Source organism: Kitasatospora sp. NPDC057518, from assembly GCF_042802075.1.
Lineage (GTDB): Bacteria > Actinomycetota > Actinomycetes > Streptomycetales > Streptomycetaceae > Kitasatospora.
Genome location: NZ_JBHVEU010000142.1, coordinates 1 through 19,043, shown reverse-complemented (window position 1 = coordinate 19,043; position 19,043 = coordinate 1). Strand labels below are relative to the sequence as shown.

General features: G+C 73.1%; 7 protein-coding genes. 1 reads left to right on the top strand and 6 read right to left on the bottom strand.

From position 1 onward, the window contains the following. Window positions 1-42: 42 nt before the first annotated feature. The 6 genes from ACFU7Z_RS17000 to ACFU7Z_RS16975 all read right to left on the bottom strand — a co-directional run bounded on the left by ACFU7Z_RS17000 (window position 43) and on the right by ACFU7Z_RS16975 (window position 16,691). Window positions 43-4,431, bottom strand: coding sequence for a LamG-like jellyroll fold domain-containing protein (locus tag ACFU7Z_RS17000; RefSeq protein ID WP_380777982.1), 4,389 nt, complete (start codon window positions 4,429-4,431; stop codon window positions 43-45). A 644-nt stretch (window positions 4,432-5,075) separates the two neighbouring features. Continuing rightward, complete coding sequence (locus ACFU7Z_RS16995) at window positions 5,076-5,768, bottom strand: formyltransferase family protein (protein ID WP_049651695.1); 693 nt, start codon at window positions 5,766-5,768, stop codon at window positions 5,076-5,078. After that, window positions 5,765-6,997 carry a cytochrome P450 gene (locus tag ACFU7Z_RS16990; RefSeq protein ID WP_380777981.1) on the bottom strand — a complete coding sequence of 411 codons (1,233 nt, stop codon included), beginning with the start codon at window positions 6,995-6,997 and terminating at the stop codon, window positions 5,765-5,767. Before ACFU7Z_RS16990 ends, ACFU7Z_RS16995 begins: the two co-directional genes overlap by 4 nt. 2 nt (window positions 6,998-6,999) lie before the next feature. Then, entirely contained in the window at window positions 7,000-8,781 is a 1,782-nt protein-coding gene (locus ACFU7Z_RS16985) for a beta-ketoacyl synthase N-terminal-like domain-containing protein (protein ID WP_380777980.1), read from the bottom strand. 51 nt (window positions 8,782-8,832) lie between these two features. Next, the gene (locus ACFU7Z_RS16980) at window positions 8,833-10,662 is read right to left on the bottom strand and encodes an amino acid adenylation domain-containing protein (protein ID WP_380777979.1); all 1,830 of its coding nucleotides are present in this window, start codon (window positions 10,660-10,662) and stop codon (window positions 8,833-8,835) included. After that, window positions 10,659-16,691: an acyltransferase domain-containing protein gene (locus ACFU7Z_RS16975; RefSeq protein ID WP_380777978.1), complete on the bottom strand. Its 6,033-nt coding sequence runs from the start codon at window positions 16,689-16,691 to the stop codon at window positions 10,659-10,661. The genes ACFU7Z_RS16980 and ACFU7Z_RS16975 overlap by 4 nt, the downstream gene beginning before the upstream one ends. Before the next feature lie 953 nt (window positions 16,692-17,644). Between ACFU7Z_RS16975 and ACFU7Z_RS16970 the strand changes: the two genes are divergently transcribed. Beyond that, window positions 17,645-18,991: an MFS transporter gene (locus ACFU7Z_RS16970; RefSeq protein ID WP_380777977.1), complete on the top strand. Its 1,347-nt coding sequence runs from the start codon at window positions 17,645-17,647 to the stop codon at window positions 18,989-18,991. The last annotated feature ends 52 nt before the right edge of the window (window positions 18,992-19,043 follow it).

Sequence of the window (19,043 nt, the reverse complement as noted above, 5' to 3'; positions counted from 1 at the left end):
CCGGGCGGCAGGAAGCCGCCCGGCCCACGGAAGGTTGGGGAATCAGACGCCGGTGGAGGTGCCCAGCTCGACGTTGTAGTCGGCCAGCTTGGCGATCTGCGCGGGGCTCAGCACGCCCTGGTACAGCCAGACGTCGTCCAGCTCACCGGAGAAGTACTCGCCCCAGGCGCCGGACGCCTTGGTGCGGCCGAACTGCACGCCGCCGCCCGCCTCGTAGGGCTGCGGAGCGCCCGTCCAGGAGATGTGCGGGGTGCAGGTCCTGTCACCGTCCGCGCAGCCCTGGTTCTCGACCTGGCCGTTGACGTACAGGGCGAGCCGGTCCGCGAAGGCGTCGTAGCTGACCGCCAGGTGCGTCCAGTTCTCCATGACGGAGGTGGCCGGAGTGTGGGTCGTCAGGGTGCGCGCCGCGCCGTTGGCGTCGGAGTCGCGGACCTCGGCCTGCCACTGACCGGTCGGCTGGCCGTTGGCGTCGTTGCCCAGGGGGTGCCAGCGCAGGGTGACCGCGCTGTTGTTGGCGCCGGCCACGGACAGCACCGTCATGTCCCGGGTCGGGACGCCCGCCGTGTTCGCCCAGCCGGCCAGGGTGAAGCTCTGGCCGGTGTGCAGCGGGACGGAGCCGGTGGCCGCGTAGCCGGTGGAGCCGTTCAGCAGCAGGGTGCCGGGGGTCTGGAACAGGCCGCCGTCGGCCTTGATCGAGGCGCCGCCGCCGAGCTGGGCGCCGGCCTTGGCCGGGCCCTCGTCGGGGGTGACGGCCGGGGCATCGGCCGGGGTGCTGGTGGCGGTGTTGAGCTTCCAGCGGCCGGCCAGCTGCGGGCGCTGCTGGACCATGGCGCCGGCCTCGGGGCCGGTGACGACGCGGTCGTAGATCCGCACGTCGTCGATCTCGCCGCCGAAGAACTCGCCGTTGACGCCCTCGCGGTTGACGGCGCCGATCTGGATCGGGCCGGGGTTGGCCCACGGCGCGTTCTGGGTGTAGTCGGACTGGCCGACGAGGAAGCCGTTGATGTAGAAGCGCAGCTTCTTCGCGGCGGTGTCGGAGACGCCCAGCAGGTGGGTCCACTCACCGGTGGTGCCGGTGAAGCACGGCACGCCGTTGATCTGGCTGCCCGCGGTGCAGGCGTCCTGCCAGGTGCGCACCAGGGTGTCGGCGGAGCTGTCCTCCTTGTAGCGCCCGAAGATCCAGCGGCCCCAGTAGGGCGAGTAGTACAGCGAGAACTCGTTGTTGTGCTGGCCGATCTGGGTGACCGCCATCTTCGGGGTGGTGTCACCCGGCGTCGGTGCGGGCAGCTTCACCCACGCGGAGACCGAGAAGTCCCGGCTGCCGTCGACCTGTGGGCGGGTGCCGCGCAGGTAGTCGTCCGCGCCGTCCAGGTGGATCGCCTTGTCGGCGATGCCGGGGCGGCCGAGCGCGACGCCGTTGTAGGCGGTCAGGTTGTCGGTCTCGGTGGTGCCGACGGGCTTGGCGGAGCTGCCGTCCAGGTGCCAGACCGCCTTCGCGGGGCGGCCGGTGGCGAGCTGCTTGTCGGCGGCCACGTCGGCGGCCTCGGCCTTGCTCAGGGAGCGGTCCCAGAGCCGGACCTCGTCGACCGAGCCCGTCCACGGGTCGGTCCAGTTGCCGTGCCACTTGGAGCGGCCGAACTCCAGCGGGCCGCGCGCGTCCCAGGCGGCGGTGACGGCCACTGGGGTGCCGGGCACGCCGTTGACGTACAGGGTGCTGGTCCTGGCGGTCGGGTCGTAGACGCCGACCAGGTGGGTCCACTGGCCGAGCACGACCGGGGTGTCCGAGCTCGCGGGCTCCAGGGTGTAGACGGCGTTGGTGTCCTGGGTGGAGGTCCACATCGTCCACTTGCCGTTCATCAGCCCGAGGGCGAAGCGGGCGGCCCAGTTGCCGTTCTCACTGACCGCGACCCGGTTGCGGGTGGTGTCGCCGGTGAGGTTGACCCAGGCGGAGACGGCGAAGCCGCGGGTGGTGTCCAGCACGTTGCCCTGGGTCTCGGCGTAGCCGTTGGCGGTGCCGTCGAGGGCGAGGCCCTCGGCGAGGTGGCCGGGGGCCCCCGCGGTGGCGCCGGAGCCGAGGGTCGCCTCGAAGCCGCCGCCGGTGCCGGTGACGCTGGTGCCGCTGGGGTCGTCCATCGACCAGCCGGTGCGCTGGGCCTGCCCGGTGAGCACGTTGAAGTAGTACGTCTCGGGCTGGGAGGCGTTGCCCGCGCCGTCGACGGCCCGGGCGGAGATGAAGTGGACGCCGGCGGTCTGCGGCTGGACGCGGACGGTCTGTCCGGCGCCGCCGCTGGTGGCGACCTCGTTCGCCGCGGACGGCGAGGTGTCCAGGCCCCACTGGTACTTGACCACGTCGGTGGCGGCGGACTTCAGGGTGAACTGGCCGCTCTTGCCGACGCCGTCGGTCCACGGGAGCGCCGCGGTGGCGTCCTTGGAGCCGGGGTAGGCGTCCGAGGTGATCGCCGGGCCGTCCGGTGCGGAGGTGTCGACGATGAAGTAGCAGCCGGTCGGGTCACCGTCGGAGGACCACGGCCCCCACTGCGCGCCGTCCCAGGCGCGGGCCTCCCAGTCGAGCTGGAGGTTCTTCGGCAGGTCGGTCGGCAGCGGCCAGGAGAAGATCGAGCCGGAGGCCTTGAAGGTGTTGCCCCCCGGCGCGGCGTCCTCGGAGCCGGTGGACCACCAGCGCCGGCGCAGGCCGGTGCCGTCGTCCCAGCCGACCGCGAACTGCACGCCGATGGCCTCGCCGTCCGGGTCGGTGGCCCGGGTGGTGACCTGCGGCATCTTGTTGATCTTGATGCCCGGGTACTGGCAGACCGAGCCCGGCGACATCGTCATGTCGGACATCGGGATCTGGTTCGGCCGCAGGTTGTAGTACACCTGCAGGTAGGCGTCGTCGGTGAAGCGCTTCCAGGCGAGGGTGTCGCCCTCGTTCTGGGCCTTCAGGCCGAAGGTGATGGTCGGCCAGCCCCAGTTGGCGGCGTCCTGGACGAGGTTCTTCACCGCGCCGGTCTCGCCGTACTCCAGCCAGCCGCCGGGGCAGTTGCCGCTCCAGCCCTTGGCGGTGTTGATGGTCTGCAGGTAGCGGCTCCAGAACCCGGAGGCGTTCTGGGCGTTCCAGTTCAGGCCGGGGGAGATGTAGCCGGTGCTCCACAGCTCGACGGGCCGGGCGTCGCAGGAGTACGACCAGCTCTCGTAGGTGCCGAAGGTGGCGCCGAGGATCTGCTTGCCGACGAACGGGTTGGACACCTGGAAGAAGGCGCGCTTCACGTCGGTCGGCGCGCAGCGGGAGGTGTCGCCGCAGTAGCCGACGCCCCAGTCGTGGACGTAGCTGCTGTTGTACGTGAAGTGCCAGTACGCCTGGTTCGGGTAGGTGCGCGAGACGCCCGCCCAGTCGCCGGCGTGCGGGGTGTTCCACGCCGGGTCGATCATCACCGGGTAGACCGTGTCCGGGGCGTCCAGCATCGCCTGGTCGGGCGAGAGCAGCAGGGCGTCCTTGGGCAGCTCGACCTTGAGGCGGGTCATCTTGGCGCCCTCGCCGGGCAGGTCGCCGTAGCCGGCGACGGCCGGGTCGGTCGGCGCGGGAGCGGCGGGAGCGGCGGGAGCGGCGGGGGCCGCGGCCTCGGCTTGCGGTGCCGCCTGCGGGGCGGCCTTGAACGCCTTCGGGGCGGCGGGTGCGGCGGGTGCGGCAGGCGCGGCGGCCGGGGCACTCGGAGCGGGCGCGGCGCCGGCCGGCTTGGAGGAGTCCCACATCACCGGGACGGGCGCCTCGAAGACGGTGCCGCCGCCGGAGGGGTCCTTGGCCTTGAGGGTGCCGTCCGCCTCCTGGCTGACCGTCAGGCCGTTGCCCTGGAGGCCGAGCCGGAGCTGGTCCAGCTCGGGGTTCTTGGCGGCCTCGGCGGTGTGCACCACGATGACCTGGGTGAACCCGGTCTTGGTGGCGGACAGCTTCAGGTCGACGTCCGGCAGGATCGACGCGTACTCGGCGGTCGCGCCGTTGACGGTCGGCTTGGGCAGGGGCTTGGGCCAGCTGAGCTTCAGCTCCTTGCCGGCCCGGGCCATGGTGACCAGCGGTGCGGTGCCGCCGCCGGAGAACGTCAGGTCGGCGGTGGAGCCCTTGGGGGCGATCGCGCCGCCGGGCAGCGTCCGGAGGGTGGGGTCGAGGTCGACCCAGGCGCCGTTCTTGCGCACCCGCTTGGGCTGGACGTAGGTGGTGGTCTTCAGCTTGCCGTCGGGCTGGGCGACGGTGTCGCTGGTCTCGCCGCGCTTGGCGAGCACCTCGACCGGCTTGCCGGTGCGGGCGGCCTCCTGGACGGCCAGGGTCTCGGCGGTGTCCTGGGGCTCCGTCACGCCGGGGGGAGGTGTCCCTCCGGCGGCGGCGGCGGGCACCACCGCGGTCGCGGCGAGCGCGACCGCGGCGAGTGCCGCGGCGAGCATGCTGCCCGACCGTCTTGCTGCTGTTCTCACTGTGCGTAAGCTCCGACTTCCGGAATGTGGGCGAAGTTTGAGCGGATCTTTATGGACACCTAAAAGAGCTGTCAACGCTTCATCAGAAATGCATGAGAAAAGAGCCCTTGCTGCGGCCCTGTCAGACGGGGGGCAGCTCGGGTGAAAACGGATGAACCGACCACTAGGGTGTGAGGTAAATCACGCCCCGAAGGGCGGTCGCCGGCCTGCCTCCGAGGCACGTCCGGCGGTCGCGAACGGTGACGCACGGCACCGGGGCGCCGCTCCGGCCGCCGGATCGACGACGCTCCGTCGGGCAATCTCCGCTGGTCACCATGGGTTTCGCGGCGGGATCCGGGCGGCGGGCGCGAGGCGGGACGCTCGGCGGGGCCGTACGGTTCCCGGGATCCGAAAGGTCGTTCTTGCGAGGTTCGGCGCGGGAAATCCGATTCCTGCTGGCTGGCCGTCAGGTCGGATAACCAGGCTTCACCGCAGTCGAGTTGTCGGAGAAATGGGCAGAAGAATTGCCAACTCCGGCTTTCCGAAAGCGCAGAGGTGCCCCCGGAGTCTCGAACACCCGGGGGCACCTGAGGAGTTGATCGCGGCAATTCAGCCGGCGCGGCGCTACACGGCCCTCACTCGTGCAGCGCCCGCGCGCTCCCGTCGACCCGGACGCTGCCCGGCAGGGCGATGAGTTCGGGCTTGAACAGCGGCTGGGTGTCCATCGCGGGCTCCCAGGTCGCCAGTTTCTCGTCCTGGGGCACCTCGATCCGCCGGTCGGCGGCGAGGTCGTCGACCACCTTGAGCAGCAGTCGCACGCCGAGCGGCGCCAGGTGGTCGCGCCACAGGCTCTGGGCGGTCGAGCCCGGGGGCACGAGCAGGTGCTCCTGGGCGGCGAGCGGGCCGCCGTCGGTGCGCTCGGTGAGGTGGTAGACGCTCCCGCCCGTCACCTTGTCGCCGTCGCGGATGGTCCACCGGATCGCGTCCCGGCCGCGGTGCAGCGGCAGCAGGCTGGGGTGGTAGCCGATGGTGGCGAGGCCGGCCCGGGCGCGGGTCCGCCGGCCGAGGAAGGCGTGCGAGTGCGCGGCGAGGATGACGTCCACCCCGTCCGGGATGTGCATCGCCCGCAGTTCGAGCGAGTCCGTCCAGGGGATGTCCCGGGGGAACGCCCAGGCGCGCAGGCGGTCCCAGGACATCGCGTCGCTCTCGTCGGTCCTGCCCTTGCGCAGCCGGGGCGCGGCCGCGCCGACGATCTTGTGCCCCTTGTCCAGGAGGGCTTCCGCGACCTGGACCGCGAACGCCCCCTGTCCTGACATGTAGATGTTCATCCGCACTCTCTCAGTCCGGAGTGGTCGGGCGTGAAGCGCACCGGCATGGTGGAGAACCCGGTCAGGAAGTTGGACCGGATCGGCAGCGCCTCCTCGGTCTGCTCGAACCCGAGGGTGAAGTCCCGCAGGGCCTTGAGCAGTTCGGCGATCTCCACCTTGGCCAGGTACGAGCCGACGCAGAAGTGCGGGCCGTAGCCGAAGGCCAGGTGCTTGTTGGGGGTGCGGCCGAGGTCGAACTCCCCGGGCCGGGCGAAGACCCGTTCGTCCCGGTTGCCGGAGGCGTGCCAGAGCGTGACGATGTCGCCCGGCCGCAGCCGTACGCCGTGCAGTTCGGTCTCCCGCTCGACGCTGCGCCCGAAGTGCATGGTGGGCGACGCCCAGCGCAGCACCTCGTCCACGGCCGTCTCGATCGCGACCTCGCCCCGCTTGAGCCGGCGCCACTGCTCGGGGTGGGCCGCGAGGGTGCGGACGCAGTCGATCATCGTCAGCCGGCTGGTCTCGTCGCCCCCGATGATCAGGCTGTAGCAGTTGAGCACGACGTCCTCGTCGGACAGCGGCACACCGTCGACGGCGCTGCCGATCAGCATGCTGATCACGTCGTCACCGGGTGCCTCGCGCCGCTCCTCGACGATGTCCATGAAGTACATCAGGATCTCGTTGCGGGCCATCTCGGAGTCGACCTCGTCGACGTCCTCGTCGTCCGCGGACAGCGCGGTCTTGGTGAGGCTGAGCAGGTAGTCCCGGTCCCGCTCGGGGACGCCGAGCAGGTTGGAGATGGTGGTCATCGGGATCCGCGAGGCGATCCGCTCCGCGAAGTCGCAGCCGCCGGAGCCGACGGCCTCGCGGATCCACTGCCGGGTGTTGACCCGGACGGTCCGCGCGACCTCGTCGAGCACCCGCGGCGAGAGCACGCGCTGGAGGATCTTGCGCAGCTCCAGGTGCCGGGGCCCGTCGGTGACGGCCAGCATCCGGCCGGCCCCGGCGTCGCCGCCCTCCAGGAGGGTGACGAGCACGTTGCCGCGCTGGGACGTGAAGTTCACGTTGTCCCGGTAGGTGGCCATGATGTCGTCGTGGCGGGAGAGCACCCAGAACCCCCGGCGGCCGTCGACCGGCGGGTTCCAGTGCATCGGCGCGGTGTCCCGCAGGGTGCGCCAGAACCCGTCGAGGTCGTGGTCGGCGAAGGTGGCCGGGTCGCCCAGGTCCACGGTGTCCAGTGCCGGTGTGCTCATGCCTACCAGTCCGTCCGCCAGAACCGGCGGGGCTGGAAGGGGTAGGCGGGCAGCGGCACGCGGCGGCCGGCCCCGTCCCGGTGCAGGGCGTCGAAGTCCACCTGCAGGCCGCTCACCCAGGCGGCGGCCAGGTCGGTCAGGGCCGGCGCGTCCTGGCCGGACGGCACGATCCCGTCGTCGGTGCGGGAGAAGGAGCCCGGGTCCGTGCGCGGGGCGGCGGCGGTCGAGGTGGCCGGGCCGCGGGCGTCGTCGGACAGCGCCGCGATCAGCTCCTCGCGGCTGCGGACCACGGCCGCCCACCGGCGGCCCATCACCTTGCGGCCGAGGTTGAGGGTGAAGCAGACGTCGTCCAGGCGCAGCTCCGGGCGGGCCTCCAGCCACTCCCGGAGCCGGGCGCGCTGGCGGGCCAGCGCGTCGTCGTCCATCGCGGACAGGGTGGCCAGCCGGGGGCGGCCCGCCTCCTCGGCGGCGCGTCCGGCCGGTGCCGGCGGCTCCTCCAGCACCAGGTGGGCGTTGTAGCCGCCGCCGCCGAGCGAGGTGATGCCCGCGCGGCGGATGCCGGCCTCCGGCTCCCAGGCCGCGCCCTCGATCTGCGGCACGAAGGGGGTGCTGGGGAAGTCGAGGTCCTGGTTGACCTCGGTCAGGTTGATGGTGGCCGGGAGCGTCCGGTGGTACAGCGCCAGCGCGGCCTTGACCGTGCCGAAGCCGCCGGACACCACGCCGCCGTGGCCCACGTTGCCCTTGACCCCGCCGATCGAGGCGGTCGCGGTCCGCTTCCCGAACGCCATGGTCGCCGCGTGGACTTCGAGCTCGTCGGTCACCGGCAGGCCGAGGCCGTTGGCCTCGTACATGGACACGGTGTCCGGGCTGACACCGCCGACCTCCATGGCGGCGGCGATGCACGCGCTCAGCCGCTCGGGCTGGGCCAGGCCGTACGCCATCGCGCTGACGCCGTTGTTGTTGACGGCGGAGCCCCGGACGACGGCGTAGACGTGGTCGCGGTCGGCGACGGCCCGGCCGAGCGGCTTCAGCAGCAGGGTGACGACACCGCTGGACAGCGCGCTGCCGGTGCCGTTGGCGTCGAACGGACGGCAGTGGCCGTCCTTCGACAGGATGCGGTTCTCCTCCCAGAGGTGCCCGCGCGGGTGCGGCAGGCGGACCATCGCGCCGCCGGCGATCGCCATGTCGCTCTGGCCGAGCAGCAGTGATTGGCAGGCCAGGTGCACCGCGTAGTGGAAGCCCGCGCAGACGGCGGCGACCGTGACGGCCTCGCCGGTGAGCCCCATGTAGTACAGGGCGTTGGAGGTCATGCTGTCCGGCGACCACGCCAGGCTGGCCTCGATCGCCTCGGGGCCGACCGACGCCCGGTCCGGCGGGGAGCTGTAGAGCGCGGCGGTCTGCGGGTTGTTGGCGCCGTACATGCCGATCTCGGCGGTGAGCCGGTCCGGGTCGTAGCCGCCGTCCTCCAGGGACTCCCAGGCGCTCTCCAGGTAGAGCCGGTTCTCCGGGGTCATCGCGGCGGCCATCCGGTCGCTGATGCCGAACACCGACGGGTCGAACCTGTCGTACGTGTCGAGGACGCCGCAGGCCCGGACGTAGGACGGGTTGTGGATCAGGGTCTCGTCGACGTGGATGTCCTCCTTGGCCAGGAACGACACGGTCTCCCGGCCGTGGACGAGGACGTCCCAGAACTGCTCCTTGGTGCGGGCGCCGGGCGCCCGCAGGGACATGCCGATGACGGCCACGTCACCCGGGTCGTACTCCTGCTCGGGGCTGTCGGTCATGGAAGGCTCCTGCTTCGTGTGCTTCGTGTCGGGTGGAGGTGACGCGGGTGGCTATCGGCCGGTGCCGCCGGCGCCGCGGCCGCGCAGGGCGGCGCGGCGGGCGCCGGCGCGCTGGCGGGCCGACTCGACCACCTCGGGGGTGGCGCCGCTGTCGTCGTCGAGCCAGCGGGCGAGGGAGGCGATGTCGCGGAAGCTGAACAGGTCGGGCACCCGGACGCGGCGGTCGAAGCGACGGGTCATCAGCCGGGCGAGACGGATCAGCAGCAGCGAGTCGCCGCCGAGGTCGTAGAAGGCGGACTGCACGTCGATGCCCGACGGATCGAGGTCGAGCAGCTCGCCCCAGATCTCCGCCAGCGCCACCTCGGTCGGCGTGCCGGCGGCCGACCGCGGCCCGTCGGTGCCGGCGGCCGGCGGCTCGGGGAGCGCGTCGCGGTCGAGCTTGCCGCCCGGGCCCAGCGGGAGGGCGGGCAGGAAGACGAGCGTCGCGGGCACCAGGTAGTCGGGCACCTCGGCGGCGAGCCGGCCGGTGATCGCGCCCTGGAGGGCCGGGTCCAGCCGGGGGCCGTCCTGCGGTGCGCCCTCGCCGGCGGGGACGACGTAGCCGACCAGCCGGTTGCCCCGGACGGCGGCGGCGGCCTCCCGGACCTCGGGGCAGCCGGTCAGCCGGGCCTCGACCTCCTCCAGCTCGATCCGGTAGCCGCGCAGCTTGACCTGGTGGTCGGAGCGGCCGAGGAACCGGAGTTCGCCGTCCTCGGTGAACCTGACGACGTCCCCGGTGCGGTACATCCGCTCGCCGTCGCGGAACGGGTCCGGCACGAACCGCTCGGCGGTGGTGCCGGGCCGGTTGACGTAGCCGTGCGCGAGGCCGACGCCGCCGAGGTAGAGCTCGCCGGACTCGCCGGCCGGGAGCGGCCGCAGCTCGTCGTCGAGCACGTAGACCAGGTCGGTGGTGGTCGGCGGGCCGATGGTCGGCTCGTCCGTCCCGTTCTCGGGCACCAGCCCGAACGAGCAGAAGACGGTGCCCTCGGTGGGGCCGTAGGCGTTGAACACCCGGCTGGCGCCGGTCTCCCGGTAGGCCCGGTCGGCCAGCTTGCGGCGCAGCGCCTCGCCGCCGAAGACGATCGACCGCACGTTCGGGGGCAGGGCGCCGGCGTCGAGCAGGCCGTTCATGACCGACGGGACGACGGACAGGTGGGTGATCCGGTCCGCGTACCGGCTCTCCGTCAGGTGGACGGCGCTCTCGACGAGCACGACGGCGCCGCCGCGGCACAGCGCGTTGAAGACCTCCATCACGGACAGGTCGAAGCAGACCGAGCTGGCCGCCGAGACGCCGCTCAGGTCGCAGCCCTCCAGGACCCGGTCCATCTCGGCGAGCATCGCCACGGCGCCGGCGTGCCGGACGGCCACGCCCTTGGGCCTGCCGGTGGAGCCCGAGGTGTAGATGACGTACGCGGTGTCCTCGGGCACGACCGCCACGGGCTCGGCGCCGGGCTCGGTGGCCGTGGTCCCGCCGAGCACGACCACGGTCGGTCCGGGCGGGCAACTGGCCCGGGACGCGGGCGTGGTGAGCAGCAGCCGGGTCCCGCTGTCCCGGACCATGAAGGCCAGCCGGTCGGCGGGGTAGTTCGGGTCCAGCGGCAGGTAGCAGGAGCCGGTGCGCAGGGCCGCCAGGACGGCGACGAGCAGGTCGGGGGTGCGCTCGACGCAGATGCCGACCGGGACGCCCGGGCCCGCGCCGTCGGCGAGGAGCCGCTCGGCCAGCTCGCGGGACCGCTCGTTCAGCTCGCCGTAGGTCAGCACGCCGGCGTCGGAGTAGACCGCGGTCGCGTCGGGGTTCTTGACCGCCTGGGCGATGAACTCGGAGTGCAGGGTTTCGGTCACTGCTCTGTCTCCTTGGGGAGGCCGGCCGGCGCGATGTCGCCGAGGGCCTGGTCGGGTCGGGCGATCGAGTCGAAGAGCACGGTGCGGTACAGCGCGAGCAGGGCCGTCACGGTCTGCCTCTCCAGGTAGCCCGGTTTGAACTGGACGTGGCCGGCCACCCGGCCGTCGATGTCGGCCATCGAGATCTCCAGGTCGAACTTGGCGAGGTGCCTGCGCACCTGGAGCGGTTCGAGCGGCAGCGCGGCGTCCGGGGAGAGGGTCTCGCCGACGCCGTGGAAGAGCTTGACGGAGCGGGGGAAGGCGTCCGAGGAGAGCCAGTTCACCACCACGTCGAACCACGGGGAGCGGCCCTCGGCGCGCGGCGGCTTCAGCTGGGCGGCCAGCAGGTCGAGGGGGTAGTTCATGTGCTCCAGGAGGCCGAGCGAGAAGGCGTGGACCTCGCGCAGCAGCTCGCGGAAGCTGCGGTCGCCGGCGGGGTTCGCCCGGACCAGCACGGTGTTGAGGTAGTAGCCGATCGCGGACTCCCAGCCGGGCTCGGCCCGTTGGGCGATCGCGGTGGCCAGCACCGAGTCCTCCGTCCCGGCCGCGCGGTTGAGCGTGGCGAAGAACCCGGCCAGCACGACGGTGCTGATCGACACGCCCTCGCGCACCGCGAACTCCCGCAGCAGGCGGGTCTCCTCGGCGCTCCAGCGGAACGCGAGGTCGCGGCCCTCGTAGGTGACGCCCGGCGGCCGCTCCTTGCTGGACAGGTCCAGGTGGGCGGGCGGGTCGGCGAGCTTCTCCGACCACCAGTCCAGCGCCGCCTCCGCGGCCGGCCCGGCCAGCCACTGCCGCTCCCACTCGACGAACTCGGTGTACGGGGCGACCGGCGTGCGGCCGGCCGGGTCGGCGCCCTCGTAGAACTCCTGGAGCTCGCGGATCATGATGTCGGCCGAGGCCGCGTCCGAGGCGATGTGGTGGACCAGCACCATCAGGAAGTGGTCGGACGGGCCGCGCCGCATCAGGACGACCCGCACCAGCGGACCGTTGTCCATGTCCAGCGGCTCGTGCCCGTACCGGGCCAGTTCCTCGCGGGCCTCCTCGTCGTCCAGGTCGGCGGTGTCCACCACGAGGAACTCGTACACCGGCTCGTCCAGGACGACCTGGTACGGGCGGCCGCCCGCCTCCACGTAGAGGGTGCGCAGCGCGGGGTGCCGGTCGAGCACGGCCAGGACGGCGCGCTCCAGGGCGTCCTCGTCGACCGCCGTCCGGATCCGGGCGGTCACCATGTAGTTGTAGGGCACGGCGTCCGGCGCGATCATCTGCATGAACCAGAGCGAGGCCTGGCCGTGCGAGGCCGGCGCCAGTTCGAGGCCGAGGCCTTCGGCGCGCAGCTGCTCCGACGCCGGCGCGTCGGTGGCCTCCAGCAGGCCGCGCGCGTCCAGCTCCTCCAGCAGCTCCTCGGCGTCCAGTTCGGACAGGTCCTCCAGGAAGGACCGCGCAGGCTCGGGCGTGGGCGTCGAAGCCTGGGGCGCCTGGACCGCCTGGACCGCTTGGGGCGGCTGAGGGGCGGGCGCGGCCGGTCCGTCGGCGAGCCCGACGAAGTGGCCGACCACCTCGGCGATGGAGCGCCCGTCCAGGAACACCACCGGCGAGACCCGGTGCCCGAGGACGGCCTGCATCCGGTTGACGAGGCGGATCGCGAGCATCGAGTCGAGGCCGAAGTCGCGCAGGCCGGCGCCGGCGTCGAACCGGCCCGCCGGTACGCCCAGCGCGTCGGCGAGTTCGGCGAGGACGACCTCCGCCACCGGCCGCTCCGCCACGGGGGCCTGCGCGGGCTGCGCCGCGACCGGTTCGGCGACGGCGACAGCGGTGGCCGCGACCTGGGTGGCCGGGGCGGGCTCGCGGCGGGGCTCGGAGCCGATCCAGTAGCGCTCCTTCTGCCACTGGACGAGCGGGGTCTCCACCACCTCGACGTCGTCGCCGAACAGCGGGTCGAAGGTCAGCGGCAGGCCCCTGACGAACAGTTCGGCGGCGGCGCCCAGCAGGCAGCGGAGGTCGCTCTCCCCGCGCCGCATCGAGTTGACCGCGTGCACCCGGACGCCCCGGGACAGTCCGGTCTCCTCGACCGCGCCGCGCAGCGTCTCGTGCGGGCCGATCTCGATGAAGGTGGAGACGCCCCGGTCGACGAGCGCGGCGGTCGTCTCGGCGAACCGGACCCGGTCGCGCAGGTTGCGCACCCAGTAGTCGGCGTCGACGACCGGGTTCACCGCGCCGGCCAGGGCGGTGGAGTGGAAGTCGAGGCCGGGCGCCAGCGGGGTGATGTCCTTGAGGCGCTCACGCAGCGGGCCGGTCAGCGCGTCCATGCCGGGGCTGTGCATCGGCCGTTCGACCCGGAGCCTCCTGGCCGGGATCCCGTCCCGGCCGAGGTCGGCCGCCAGGGCGTCGAGGGCCTCGCGCGGGCCGGAGACCACGGTGCTGGTGGGGCTGTTGACCGCCGCGACGGCCGCCTGCCCGGCGTAGGCGGCGAGCCGGGGCAGCAGCTCCGCCTCCGGCAGGTCGACCGAGAGCATCGAGCCCGCGGCGGCCTCGTGTTCGAGCAGCTGCGAGCGGGCGACCACGACCTTGGCGGCGTCCTCCAGGGACAGCGCGCCGGCCACGCAGGCGGCCGCGACCTCGCCCAGGCTGTGCCCGACCACGGCGGCCGGCTCGACGCCGAGTCCGAGCCAGACCTTCGCCAGCGAGACCTGGAGGGCGAACAGCACCGGCTGCTGGACGTCCAGTTCCTCGTACCGGGCCTGCCCGTCCGGGGCGGTGAGCCGGTCGAGCACCGAGCCGCCGCCGGCCGCGCGCACGGCGTCGTCGCAGGCGTGCATCCACCGCCGGAAGCCGGCGTGCGAGCGCAGCAGTTCGCGGCCCATGCCGGTCCAGTGGGTGCCGGTGCCGGAGAACACCAGCGCCACCCGCCGGTCGGCGGTGCCGGAGACCGTGCCGGTGACGGCGTCGGGGTGCGGCCGGCCGTCGGCGATCCGGGCGAGCCCGTCCAGGACGTCCTGCCGGTCGCGGGCGAACAGCGCGATCCGGTGGGCGTGGTGGGTGCGCCGGGCGGCGAGGGTGTAGGCGAGGTCGGAGACCCGCAGGGCGGGGTCGCGTTCGACGTGGTTGGACAGCGCGCGGCAGGTGTCGGCCAGCGCGTCCGCGGTCCGGGCCGTGACGGGGACCAGGTGCACCCGGTCGGCCGCCGCGGCCTCGCCGCCGCCCGGCGCGGTGTGCCGTCCGCGGTCGCCCGCGAGGAAGGGGTGGGCGGTGACGGGGAGTCCGGCCGCGTAGAGGGCGCCGAGCGAGCCGAGCAGGGTCGCGGCCTCGTCGGCGCCGCGCCGCAGCGAGGGCAGGGTGGTGACGGCCGGCAGGATCTCCGACACCGACTTGAGCAGCAGGGGGTGGGGGCTGAGCTCGACCACCGCGTCGACGTCGTGGTCGCGCAGCCTGGTCAGGGCGTCGACCACCCGGATCTCCCGGCGCAGGTTGTCCGCCCAGTAGTCCGGCCCGAGCTCCGCGCCGTCGACCGGCTCGCCGGTGACCGTCGAGATCATCGGGACGCGGGCGGTGCGCGGCCTGATGCCGTCCAGCTCGGCCTTCAGCGGGGCGAGGACGTGGTCGACCAGCGGCGAGTGCGGGGCGTGGCCCATCCGCACCCGGTGGTTGACGACGCCGGCGTCGGTCAGCCGCCGGACGAGGTCGTCGATCTCCTGCGGGGTGCCGGTGACCAGGGTGGAGCTCAGGCCGTTGTGGCCGGAGAGGGTGAGCCCGCCGGTCAGGTGCGGCCGGACCTCGTCCGCGGGGGTCATCACCACGATGCCCTCGCCGCGGCCGACGGCCAGCTGCTGGAGGAGCCGGCCGTGGTGGGCGGCCAGCCGGGAGGCGTCCTCGAAGTCGAGCGCGCCGGCGATGTGCGCGGCGGCGAACTCGCCGACGCTCTGCCCCACCACGACGTCCGGCTCCACGCCCAGCGAGCGCCAGGTCTCGGCCAGCGCGACCTGGAGGGAGAACAGCAGCGGCTGGAAGACGTCCATGTCGTCGAGGCGGCCGTCGGGGTCCATCAGCTGCTCCACGAGCGAGAAGCCCAGCAGCTCCCGCATCCGCCGGTCGGACCTCGTCATGGAGCGGCGGAACACGGGTCGGCCGGCGAGCAGTTGGCGGCCCATGCCGACCCACTGCGAGCCGTTGCCGGAGAACAGGAACGCCACCCGCGGCCGGCCGGGCCGCTCCCCGACCTCCCCAACGCTCAGGCCGGGGGCCGTGGTGCCGGCGGCGAAGGCGTCCAGGCCGGTGCGGAGTTCGGCCATGTCGCGGGCGGTGGCCGCGAGCCGGAACCGGCCGTCGCCGGGCGTGCGGCGGCAGAGCGCGCGCAGGTCGGTCGCGTCCCGCGACTCCAGGGCCCGCTCGGCCAGCTCCGCGGGGGAGTCCGCGGCCAGCAGCAGCAGCGAGGCCTCGGGGCGGGGCAGTTCCTCGACGGCGATGTGGCAGATCGCGCCGCCGAAGCCGAAGGAGCTGACGCCGCCCCGGCGGGCGTCGGAGCGGCGCGGCCACGGCGTCAGCCGGTCCTGGACGGTGAGGTTGTAGGCGTCGAACAGGATCTGCGGGTTGGGTGCGCTGTAGTGCAGGCTCGGCGGCAGGACGCCGTTGCGCATCGACAGCGCGAGCTTGGCCAGGCCGACGATGCCGGCCGCCGCCTCCAGGTGCCCGACGTTGGACTTGACGGAGCCGATCCTCAGCGGCGCCGCGCGGTCGGCGCCGCCCAGGACCGCGCCGACGGCGTTGGCCTCGATCGGGTCGCCGAGGGGCGTCGCGGTGCCGTGGCACTCGATGTAGTCCACGAGGTCCGGCGCGATGCCCGCCCGCTGGTACGCGGTGCGGAGCATCTTCTCCTGCGCCTGCGGGTTGGGCGCCGTCATCCCGTTGCTGGGACCGTCGTTGTTGGAGGAGCTGCCCTTGATGAGGCAGTACACCGGCAGGTCGCGCTCCAGCGCCACGCTCAGCGGGGCGAGCACGACGACGCCGGCGCCCTCGCCGCGGGTGGTGCCGTTGGCCCGGGCGTCGAAGGTCTTGCAGCGGCCGTCGGGGGAGATCGCGCCCAGCTGGTCCATGGCGGTGTAGTAGTCGGGGACGAAGCTGAGGTTGACGCCGCCGGCCAGCACCAGGTCGCTCTCGCCCAGCTGGATCGACTGGCACCCCACGTGCACCGAGACCAGGGATCCGGCGCAGGCGGCGTCGATCGCCATGCTGGGGCCCTGGAGGCCGAGGACGTAGGAGACGCGGTTGGCGATGATGCCGTCGTGGATGCCGGTCGCGGTGTGCGGGGTGATCTGGGCGTCGGGGCCGCGGTAGTGCGCCAGCGCGGCGTAGTCGTTCCAGCAGGAGGCCATGAACACGCCGGTGTCGCTGCCGACGAGGCTGTCCGGCGCGATGCCCGCGTCCTCCAGCGCCTCCCAGCACAGCTCCAGGACGAGGCGCTGCTGCGGGTCCATCTGGACGGCCTCGCGGGGCGAGATGCCGAAGAACAGCGGGTCGAACCGGTCGATGCCGTCGATGAACCCGCCCCAGCGCACCCGGTCGCCCAGCAGCTCGCGGCGGGCGGCCGGCACCGGTCCGACGGCGTCGCCGCCCTCGACCAGCAGCCGCCAGAACGAGGACGGGTCCGGTCCGCCGGGGAAGCGGCAGCCGATGCCCACGACCGCGACCGGCTCGTGCGCGGGCTTGCGGCGCTCGGCGCCGGGGGCGGGCCCGGCGGAGCGGGGGCCGTCGACGAGGGCGCGGGCCAGTCCGTCCAGGGTCGGGTACTGCCACATCCAGGTGGCCGGGACCTGCCAGCCGAGGTACTCGGACAGGGAGGCCGCGAGGTTCACCGACTTCAACGAGTCCAGCCCGTACCGGTGCATGGGCGCCCGGAGGTCCACCGAGGCCGCGGACACGTCCGACAGCTCGGCGAAGCGGGACAGCAGGAAATCCGTGACGTCGGTGATGTCTCGCGCTGCGCGCTCGTGGGGCATGGCGACTCCCTCAGCAGGGCGGATGGAATGGAGGACGGGGCTTCGCGGCCGGCCGGTCGGGGGGGACGCCGATTTCAGGGCAGCCGGGAACAGGGGGGCGGGGCACGGCGGGATCCGTCCTCCGCGCCGGGGGCCGTCGCGGAATCGGCGGGGCGGCGAGCGGACGGGGCCGGTGTTTCCGGAGTTCGCGCTCGACGTGAACGGGAAGTCCGGTGAAGTGAACGGGAAATCCGGTGGAGCGAACGAAAAGCGGTCGGGGCGGAGTGGAGGGTGGGCGGCGTCGGGGCAGCGCCGGTCAGCCTGCCGGCACGGTAGTAGGTATGTACATGACATGCATGGACGTGCGGTCGGGCAGCGCTGCTCCTCTCGCGACAGGAGGAAGGACTCGGGGTGCCGACCGCGCGGCGCGGCAGGACGGGGTGAGGGTCGGGTCTTCGGGGGTGCTTGAGTGGTCGCCGTTCAGCGGCTCACTGATCAGCGGCACACTGTGGAATTCTGGCCGACGCGTTCGGCTCCTGCCGGTCGGGCTGCCGGCCACTTCCGCTGCTGAGAATTCCGCAGCGCGGGTATGTTCATCCGCCCTCGGGGTGCGGAGAGATGTGTCGACTACGCGTTCATCGATTCAAGGATCGCGTATTTCGACGGCCGGATGAAGCGCTGGCGGGATTTGATCGACAAAGTGTCCGATTCGATCTCCTCGATGCGACAGATGTACGAATGTGTGATGGGTGCCGCCGTCGGGTAGAGGTCGACGGAAATCGAATGACCTGGGGAAGGGCCGACTGCCGGTACCATGCGCGCCGGGCGGGGTGGACAGCGGATGAGCGATCAATGCAAGCTGACCGCATGGCAGTTGAGAATCTTGATGCATCGTCAGCCAGTGCCGACAGCTCCTTAGCAGGGTCCTTCCCGCGGCGCCGTGCGCTCGGCCGCGAGCTCCCGGGCGGGCCCGCATGACCGCCACCGTGGTCGAGTCGGCCCGCCGGCCGGGGCTGGCGCTCGGCGTGCTGGCCGGGGCGTTCGCCCTGGACGTGAGCGGTCTCGGCGTGCTCAACGCCGCCCTGCCGTCCGTCGGAGAGCGCTTCGGCCTGGGGGAGACCACGCTCCAGTGGGTGATGACCGCCTACGCCGTCACCTTCGCCGGCTTCCTGCTGGTGGGCGGCCGGCTGGCCGACGTCCTCGGGCGGCGGCGGGTGTTCGAGGTCGGCGTCGCCCTGTTCACCGTGTCCGCGCTGGTCGGGGCGGTGGCCCCGAACACCGTGACGCTGCTGGGCGCGCGCGCCGTCCAGGGGATCGGCGCCGCCCTGTCGGGGCCGGCCGCGCTGGGCCTGCTCACCGCGCTCTTCCCGGTCGGCCCGGCCCGCAACCGGGCGATCAGCGTGTACACGGCCGTCGGCGCCGTGAGCTTCAGCGGCGGGGTGCTGCTGGGCGGCGTCCTGACCCAGTTCTTCGGCTGGCGTTCGGTGCTCTGGTTCTCGGTGCTGATCGGGGTCGGCGTGCTGGCCGCGACCCGCGTCGGACTGCCCGACGGCGCCGGTCACCGCGGCCGGCTGGACCTGCCCGGCGCGATCACCGGCACCCTCGGCCTCACCCTGCTCGTGGTCGGCGTGAGCAGCAGTGGCGCGACGGCGTGGACCGTCCTGGCCGCCGCGGCGGTCTCCCTGGTGCTGTTCGTCGTCCGGGAGCACCGCACCGCCGACCCGGTGCTCCCGCTCGGCCTCTTCCGGATCGCCTCGGTGCGGGACGCGAGCCTGTCGGCGTTCCTCCAGTACACGGGCTCGATCGGGATGCTGTTCTTCGCCCCGCTGTACCTCCAGGGGATGCTGCACTACTCGCCCTCCGAGTCTGGCCTGGCGCTGGTGCCGATGTCCCTGGCGGTGTTCCTCACCGCCAACTTCGTCACCGGCCGGCTGCTGGCCACGTACTCCCCGCGGACGCTGATGGCCGTCGGCCTGGTCCTGATCGGCGTCGGCACCGGGCTGTGGCTGGGCACGCCGCAGGACGGGAACTACGTGCTGCACGTGCTGCCCGGCCTGGTGGTCAGCGGCATCGGCCAGGGGCTGAACTTCCCCTCGATGACCACGGCCGGGCTCTCCGGCGTCCCGGAGCAGCAGCACGCCGTCGCGGGCGCGGTGAACGTCGTGACGCAGCAGATCGGCGCCAGCGCGGGTGTCGCGGTGATGGTCCTGGTCGCGGGGACCAGCTCGGACCAGCTCGGCGGCTACCACCTCGCCTACGTCACCGCCGCCGTCGCCTGCGTGCTGGGCGCGGCCGTCATCGCGGTGCGGCGGAAGGCCTGAGGGGTCCCGCCGGTCGAGGGCCGGAGCGGCCCGCCGAGAGGCGGCCCCGGGG